This window comes from Kitasatospora griseola (genome assembly GCF_014648555.1).
Classification (GTDB): domain Bacteria; phylum Actinomycetota; class Actinomycetes; order Streptomycetales; family Streptomycetaceae; genus Kitasatospora; species Kitasatospora griseola.
Window position 1 is genome coordinate 1 of sequence record NZ_BMRI01000075.1, and the last position, 7,642, is coordinate 7,642.

Sequence of the window (7,642 nt, forward strand, 5' to 3'; positions counted from 1 at the left end):
GACGTCGGCGGGCAGCGGTTCGGAACCCCGAGTGTGCAGCCGCCACGCGGATCGCACCGAAGCAGGATGTCCGAACTCTGTAGATTTGCCTGTCCGGTTGGTCGCGCAGGAGTACCAGAGACAGCCGGTTTCCGCTGATGGACCGGTGTGGCGGTCGCCCTTCGGGGCGGCCGAGGATCGCAACCTCCGAGACGGGAGCCAACACGGGGTCCGGCGCGGGTGGCGGTCGCCCTTCGGGGCGGCCGAGGATCGCAACCTCCGAGACGGGAGCCAACACGGGGTCCGGCGCGGGTGGCGGTCGCCCTTCGGGGCGGCCGAGGATCGCAACAGTCCAACCCCGACGGCGTCCTCGTCGTGCTCTGCTGTGGCGGTCGCCCTTCGGGGCGGCCGAGGATCGCAACAGTCCAACCCCGACGGCGTCCTCGTCGTGCTCTGCTGTGGCGGTCGCCCTTCGGGGCGGCCGAGGATCGCAACGGCGACCCGCGGGAGGCCTGGCGGTGGCTGGCCGGGTGGCGGTCGCCCTTCGGGGCGGCCGAGGATCGCAACCATTCGTCACGTGACGAATGGAAGTGTGGGTGCCGAGTGGCGGTCGCCCTTCGGGGCGGCCGAGGATCGCAACCACGACACGGGAGCCGGTGGCGAGGTCGAACGCGAGGTGGCGGTCGCCCTTCGGGGCGGCCGAGGATCGCAACCTGCAGGAGGTGGCGTGGCTCGCCGACCCCGGCGCAGCCGTGGCGGTCGCCCTTCGGGGCGGCCGAGGATCGCAACTAGTCAGCCACGGCGGGCCCCCAGCTCCGCGCCGGAGTGGCGGTCGCCCTTCGGGGCGGCCGAGGATCGCAACTTCGTCGTGGTCGGTGTGGGCGTGGTGGTCGGCTCGAGTGGCGGTCGCCCTTCGGGGCGGCCGAGGATCGCAACAACTCGTCGGGGGTGGGAAGCTGCAGCGCCTGGCCGTGGCGGTCGCCCTTCGGGGCGGCCGAGGATCGCAACTCCTACATCTCCCACCTGCGGCGGCACGGCGGCCGGGTGGCGGTCGCCCTTCGGGGCGGCCGAGGATCGCAACACCAGACGGGCCAGCTGGTCGGCGGCGTCGTCCTCGGTGGCGGTCGCCCTTCGGGGCGGCCGAGGATCGCAACGCCAGCGCGCACCACCGCTGGATCCTCGCCCATGAGTGGCGGTCGCCCTTCGGGGCGGCCGAGGATCGCAACGCCAGCGCGCACCACCGCTGGATCCTCGCCCATGAGTGGCGGTCGCCCTTCGGGGCGGCCGAGGATCGTAATCCCGCCGTACACCCCGACCTGATCCAGAACCTCCTGTGGCGGTCGCCCTCCGGGGCGGCCGAGGATCGCAACCGCTTCCCGGCCACCGCTGAGGGCGGTGTCGGCGGGTGGCGGTCGCCCCCGGGGCGACTGAGGATCGCAACTTCGACACCACGTCGAACTTCGGCCTGAGCACTCTGGTGGCGGTCGCCCTCCGGGGCGACCGAGGATCGCAACGCCGCGACGGGGATCTCCCACAGGGCGAGCGCGCCGGGTGGCGGTCGTCCTTCGGGGCGGCCGAGGATCGCAACGCCGAGCTGGCGGCGCTCTCCACGAATCCGTCGGCGTGGCAGTCGCTCTCCGGGGCGGCAGAGGATCGCAACCGGGCAGAACGGCGACCGTGTGGCATGGAGATTTCCAGTCATTTCTGTCTCCTGTTCGGTCACGGATCGGTCGCCATGGGTCACCGGCTGGTCTCGGAGTTGGGTTTGTCGACCTTTTCGTCGGCTCTTGGCCAATGCTGATCGAACCTGTTCTCCGTGGCGGGTGTGGGGAGGTTTCTGCGCTCCGGTCGTTGTCGGTGGGCTGGTCTACGGTCGCCTCGGCGCAGCAGAACTGATGTTGCGTCATCTTCTGTGTGTGGAAAGGCGATTGTGGTGGCCGGAAGGGTTGCTGCGGCGGGGGAGCGGGATGCTCTTGCTCGTCGTCGGGGGAATTCGGGGTGGGTGTTCCCGGATCTGGTGGTGGAGGTGTGGGGGCCTCTTGCGTGCTTCACCAGGCCGGAGTTGAAGTCGGAGCGGGTGAGTTATCCGGTGATGACGCCGTCGGCTGCGACGGGGGTGTTGGAGGCGATCTACTGGAAGCCCGAGTTCCGGTATGTGGTGCGGGCGATCGAGGTGCTGCGGCCGGTTCAGTGGATGCAGGTGCGTCGCAACGAGGTGAAGTCGGTCGTCACGGCGAAGAAGGTGCAGGAACTCCAGACAGCCCCGGGCACCCAGTACGACGTGGAGGAGGACCGCGACCAGCGGAACACGATGGCGTTGGCGGACGTCGCGTACCGGATCCGGGCGCAGATCGTGGTGGCGCGGCACGCGAACGCGCCGGAGGAGAAGTTCCGGGAGCAGTTGCGTCGGCGGGTGGACCGGGGTGCGTGTTTCTCACAGCCGTTCCTGGGGTGCCGGGAGTTCAGCGCGTCGTTCGGGCCGGCGACCGAGGCGCCCGCGTTGGCGGGGCGGACCGAGGAGCTGGGGGTGATGCTGCACTCGATCGTCTACACGCCGAAGGGCGAGCGCTACCGGTGGTTCCGTGCGCGGCTGGTGGACGGGGTGATGGAGGTGCCCGAGGAGCCGCTGTCCGCGGACGCGGTGGCGATGCCGTCGGCGCCGTGGCGTGTCGACGGCGAGGGGTGAACCGGTGCTTCTGCAGCGGTTGGCCGAGCAGGCTGAGCGGTTGGAGGGCCTGCCGCCGGAGTTCTACCGGTACCGGCAGATCGACTGGGCGCTGGTGATCACGACCGACGGCGCGGCCCCGTCCTTGGCCGATCGCCGGCCGCCGCCGAAGTCCAGGGGTGAGGCGACCGTCGAGGCGGTGCCGTACGTGCAGCGGTCGGGAACACGCGTGCCGCCGTTCCTACTGGTGGACACCGCCGAGTTCGTCCTCGGCCGCGCCCGCGGCGAAGGCGACGAACAGGGCCCGAGCGAGAAAGATGTGGCCGAGGCCGCCCGCCGACGAGGGGAGTACCTTGCCCTGCTGCGCCGCTGGGCGGACGAGGTGCCTGACGATCCGTCGGCCGGCCTGGTGCTGGAGGTGCTCACCCGCGGCCTCGCCGAGAGCGAGGTCCCTCCGGAGGTGGACGCCCGGCACACGGTCGGCGTGCTGGTGGACGGCCGCTGGCTGCACGAGCGTGCATCGGTGCGGGAGTTGTGGGCGCGCGTCGTACGCGAGCGTAAGGGCGCCGGCGGTGCGCAGCAGGAGCTGTGCCTGGTGTGCGGCGAGCCGGGCGACCTGCTGTCGACGATCCCTGAGCCGATCAAGAAGGGCGCGATCCCGTCGACCGGCGGCAGCAACGAGGCGCAGCTGGTGAGCGTCAACTCGCCCGCGCAGGGTAGGGGTGGAGCCGTCAAGCTGGTCAACACCCCGGTGTGCGACCGCTGCGGAAGCCGTTCCATGGCCGCTGTGAACACCATGCTCGCCTCCGGCCGGCACCGCCGTTCCCTGTCCGACGGTGTGCTGCTGTGGTGGACGCGCGAGCCCGTCGACGAGCCGCTCATCGAGCTCATCGACGACAACGACCCGGACCCGGACGCCGTCGCCCACCTCATCGACACCCTCCACCACACCCCCGACCCGGCCGCCGCCGGCCGCGTCGACCCCAACGACTTCTACGCCCTCACCCTGGGCCTGAACAACGCCCGCACCGTGGTGCGGGAATGGCTCGACGTCCCCCTGCACACCGTCAAGGCCAACCTCGGCGCCTGGTTCGAGGACCACGGCGTCCACGACGGCCGGCGCGGCACCACCCGCTACCTGCCCCTGTGGCACCTCACCCTCGCCGCCGGCCGCCACAACGGCACCCAGTACGTCAAAGGCACCGCACCCCACGGCATCGAACGCGAACTCCTGCACAGCGCCCTGCGCCGCACCCCGCCACCGGCGCGCCTGCTCCCGCTCCTGCTCCAGCGCATCCGCGCCGACCACCGCATCGACGCCCCGCGCACCGCACTGCTGCGCCTCGCCCTCAACCGCTCCCACGACCGAACGGACCGCCCGATGCCCAGGCTCGACTCCGACAGCACCGACCCCGCCTACCTGTGCGGGCGGGCGTTCGCCGTCCTGGAGGCGATCCAGGCGGCGGCCCTGCCCGACGTGAAGGCCACCATCGGAGACAAGTACTTCGGCACCGCGATGACCGCCCCGGCCGCGGTCCTGGCCAACCTCCGCCACGGCGCCAACGCCCACCTCAAGCGCCTGCGCCGCGACAAGCCGGGTGCCCACGCCGCCCTGAGCGAGCGGCTGGCGCAGGTTCTCGGCGCGCTCACCGACGACCCGCCCACACACCTGTCACCCCGCGAGCAGGCCCGCTTCGTCATCGGCTACGAACAGCAGCGTGCTGCCGACTTCGCAGCCAAAGCCGTGGCAACGGCCGCCAAAGCCGCGGCAAAGGCGGCCAAGACCGCCGCGAACACCCCCGACGAACAGCCCTCCTGACCAAACGCCAATCCCCGTCCGTGCGAAACCTCCTGGAGAACGAGACCGCCATGAACGACGCCCACCTCGACCCCGCCCGAAAGCACGACTTCGTCTTCCTCGTCGAGGCCGTCGACAGCAACCCCAACGGCGACCCCGACGCCGGTGGAAGCCCCCGCACCGACCCCGTCTCCGGACAGGGCCTCATCACCGACGTCGCCATCAAGCGCAAGATCCGCAACACCGTCGCCATGCTCAACCAGCACCAGCCCAAGCCCGGCTACGACATCTACGTCGAAGCCGGCGTCGCCCTCAACAGCCAGCACGAACGCGCCTACACCGCCCTCGGCCCCAAGACCCGGCAGGCCGACGCCCGCACCTGGATGTGCCAGACCTTCTACGACATCCGCATGTTCGGCGCCGTCATGAGCACCGGCAAGAAGCCTGCCGGCCGCGTCCAGGGCCCCATGCAGCTCACCTTCTCCCGCTCCATCGACCCGATCACCCCCCTGGAGATCGGCATCACCCGCGTCACCCCCACCAAGCAGGAAGACGTCGACGCGTTCAACAACCCCACCGAGGACAAGAAGGGCAAGGAGACCGAGATGGGCACCAAACACATCGTCCCCTACGCCCTCTACCGCGGAGCCGGCCACTTCAGCGCCCCGCTCGCCGCCCGCACCGGCGTCACCGGCGACGACCTCGCCATGTTCTGGCGCGCCTTCGAGATCATGTTCGAACACGACCGCGCCGCCGCCCGCGGCAGCCTCGCCCTGCGCGGCCTCTACGTCTTCACCCACGACGACGCCTTCGGCCGCCTGCCCTCCCACACCCTCTTCGACCGCATCCGCATCAAGCAACTCCACGACGCCACCGCCCGCAACATCACCGACTACGGCCCCATCGACATCGACGAAACCGGCCTCGCCGACGCCGGCGTCACCCTCACCCGCATCGTCGGATGACCCACCCCAACCCCCGACCAGGAGACGGCGACCAACCCCAAGTCGCCCTCTCCTGGCTGGAGCACTACACCTACTGCCCCCGCCAGTGCGCCCTCATCGTCCTCGAAGATGCCTTCACCGACGACGCCGCCACCACCCGCGGAACCCTCCTCCACCAACGCGTCGACACCCCCAGCAACCGCGGACGCGGAACCATCCGCACCCTGCACGCCCTCCCCGTCTGGCACGACGACCTGGGACTCACCGGAACCTGCGACACCGTCGAACTCCACGACAACGGCACCATCCTGCCCGTCGAACACAAATCAGGCCGCTACCACCCGGGCGGCCCCGCCGACGTCCAAGCAGCAGCCCAAGCCCTCTGCCTGCAACACATGTTCCAACGACCCGTACCCCACGCCGCGATCTACTCCGCAGCCGACCGACGACGCCACACCCTCACCATCACCCCCGAACTCCACCAACGGGTCGCCACCACCACTCAGGCCGTCCGCGAACTCCTCACCACCCGTCAACTACCGCCACCCGCAACCGACAACCGCTGCCGCCGCTGCTCCATGGCCACCATCTGTATGCCCACCGTCCTCACCCGCACCCGTCAGTACCACCACGCCCTCACCGACCTCTACACCCTCCCCGACGAAGAACTCACACACCCATGACCCTCGAACTCCTCAACACCCTCTACGTCCAAACCCAAGGCGCCGACCTCCGCCTCGACCAGGACGCCCTCCGCATCCACCTCCCCGACACCCCCGGCCGCAAGACCCTCCCCCTGCGACGCCTCGACGCCATCGTCCTCTACGGCTACATCAACCTCTCCACCGAACTCCTCACCCGCTGCGCCCAGGACGGACGCCCCATCACCTGGATGACCCGCGGAGGACGCTTCCAAGCACGCCTCGAAGGCCCCGTCCGCGGCAACGTCCTCCTGCGCCACGAACAACACCGCGCCCACACCGACCCCCACCAACGACTCGCCATCGCCCGCAACACCGTCGCCGGAAAAATCCGCAACAGCCGCTGGATCCTGCTCCGCGCCGCCCGCGACACCAACCCGACCGCACAGACCCGCATCCGCGAAGCCGCCGCCAAAATCGCCGAAGCACTCACCGACACCCAGCACACGGACTCGCTCGACACCCTCATGGGCATCGAAGGCAACGCCGCCCGCAACTACTTCGCCGCCCTCCGCGACATACACCGCCCCACCGACGACATCCCCGCCTTCACCCACCGCAACCGCCGCCCACCGACCGACCCCGTCAACGCCACCCTCTCCTTCACCTACGGACTGCTGCGCAACCTCGTCCACGGCGCCATCGAACAAATCGGCCTCGACCCCTACATCGGCTTCCTCCACGGCCTGCGCCCCGCGAAACCGGCACTCGCCCTCGACCTGATGGAAGAATTCCGGCCTGTCCTCGCCGACCGATTCGCCCTCACCCTCCTCAACCGCCGAGAATTGAGGACCCATCACTTCGAGACCCTCGCAGGCGGAGCCGTCAACCTCACCGAAGACGGCCGCAAGACGGTCCTCGCCGCCTGGCAGGAATGGAAGACCCAACCCTGGGAACACCCGGCAGCCGGCCGGACAGTCCCCGCCGCACTCCTCCCGGTCCTGCAGTGCCGTATCCTCGCCCGCCACATCCGAGGCGACCTCCCCGGATACCTGCCCTGGACGGCCGGCTGATGGACCTGCTGCTCACCTACGACGTTGACACCACCACACCTGAAGGCCGCCGCCGGCTCCGGAAAGTTGCGAAGCTCTGCGAAGGCCACGGCCTGAGGGTCCAGAAGTCCGTCTTCGAGATCGCCGCGACCGACGTCGACCTCCTGCACCTCCTCAACGACATCGGCAGAACCATCGACGAGAACACCGACAGCATCCGGATCTACCGCCTCCCGCACAACGGCTTCAACGACGTACGGACACTCGGCATCGCCCGAGTGCAAAGCCACCGTGAGGACCTCATCCTGTGACAGAGCACGGTTCGGAACCCCAAGTGCACACACGCCACGCGGATCGCACCGAAGCGTGATGTCCGAGTTGAGTGGAATCAGCCGGTGAACAGTCTCCGCATCGCAGTCACTCGGGACGTGTTCACCCTGGTTATATGCCGTGGCGGTTGTCCTTCGGGACGGCCGAGGATCGCAACGCCCGCATCGAGCAGGAGGAGGCCGCCGCGGAGGAGGTGGCGGTCGTCCTTCGGGACGGCCGAGGATCGCAACCGC

The 7,642-nt window shown here is 69.7% G+C and carries 7 protein-coding genes and 1 CRISPR repeat array; all 7 genes read left to right on the forward strand.

Annotated elements, in window-relative coordinates; translation table 11 throughout:
- The first annotated feature begins 147 nt into the window (after positions 1-147).
- Positions 148-1,349: direct repeats of the CRISPR family, unit length 37 nt; unit sequence GTGGCGGTCGCCCTTCGGGGCGGCCGAGGATCGCAAC.
- Between the two features lie 35 nt (positions 1,350-1,384).
- The 7 genes from IEZ12_RS36815 to cas2 all read left to right on the forward strand — a co-directional run bounded on the left by IEZ12_RS36815 (position 1,385) and on the right by cas2 (position 7,390).
- On the forward strand, positions 1,385-1,780 hold the full coding sequence (locus IEZ12_RS36815; protein WP_189278720.1) for a hypothetical protein: 396 nt from the start codon (positions 1,385-1,387) through the stop codon (positions 1,778-1,780).
- A gap of 201 nt (positions 1,781-1,981) precedes the next feature.
- Positions 1,982-2,665: a type I-C CRISPR-associated protein Cas5c gene (cas5c, locus tag IEZ12_RS36820; RefSeq protein WP_229848697.1), complete on the forward strand. Its 684-nt coding sequence runs from the start codon at positions 1,982-1,984 to the stop codon at positions 2,663-2,665.
- Positions 2,666-2,669: 4 nt separating this feature from the next.
- Positions 2,670-4,463 carry a type I-C CRISPR-associated protein Cas8c/Csd1 gene (gene cas8c, locus IEZ12_RS36825; protein ID WP_189278722.1) on the forward strand — a complete coding sequence of 598 codons (1,794 nt, stop codon included), beginning with the start codon at positions 2,670-2,672 and terminating at the stop codon, positions 4,461-4,463.
- Positions 4,464-4,483: 20 nt separating this feature from the next.
- Positions 4,484-5,407: a type I-C CRISPR-associated protein Cas7/Csd2 gene (gene cas7c, locus IEZ12_RS36830; RefSeq protein WP_229848698.1), complete on the forward strand. Its 924-nt coding sequence runs from the start codon at positions 4,484-4,486 to the stop codon at positions 5,405-5,407.
- Entirely contained in the window at positions 5,404-6,069 is a 666-nt protein-coding gene (gene cas4, locus IEZ12_RS36835) for a CRISPR-associated protein Cas4 (protein WP_189278726.1), read from the forward strand. The genes cas7c and cas4 overlap by 4 nt, the downstream gene beginning before the upstream one ends.
- On the forward strand, positions 6,066-7,100 hold the full coding sequence (gene cas1c / locus IEZ12_RS36840; protein WP_189278728.1) for a type I-C CRISPR-associated endonuclease Cas1c: 1,035 nt from the start codon (positions 6,066-6,068) through the stop codon (positions 7,098-7,100). The genes cas4 and cas1c overlap by 4 nt, the downstream gene beginning before the upstream one ends.
- Positions 7,100-7,390 (forward strand): CRISPR-associated endonuclease Cas2, encoded by a 291-nt coding sequence (cas2, locus tag IEZ12_RS36845; RefSeq protein ID WP_189278730.1) that lies wholly within the window; start codon positions 7,100-7,102, stop codon positions 7,388-7,390. The genes cas1c and cas2 overlap by 1 nt, the downstream gene beginning before the upstream one ends.
- Positions 7,391-7,642 lie beyond the last annotated feature (252 nt).

Bases quoted from the DNA above. Each gene is read 5' to 3' on its own strand.
- cas4 (WP_189278726.1), top strand. From the start codon at position 5,404: ATGACCCACCCCAACCCCCGACCAGGAGACGGCGACCAACCCCAAGTC.
- cas1c (WP_189278728.1), top strand. From the start codon at position 6,066: ATGACCCTCGAACTCCTCAACACCCTCTACGTCCAAACCCAAGGCGCC.
- cas2 (WP_189278730.1), top strand. From the start codon at position 7,100: ATGGACCTGCTGCTCACCTACGACGTTGACACCACCACACCTGAAGGC.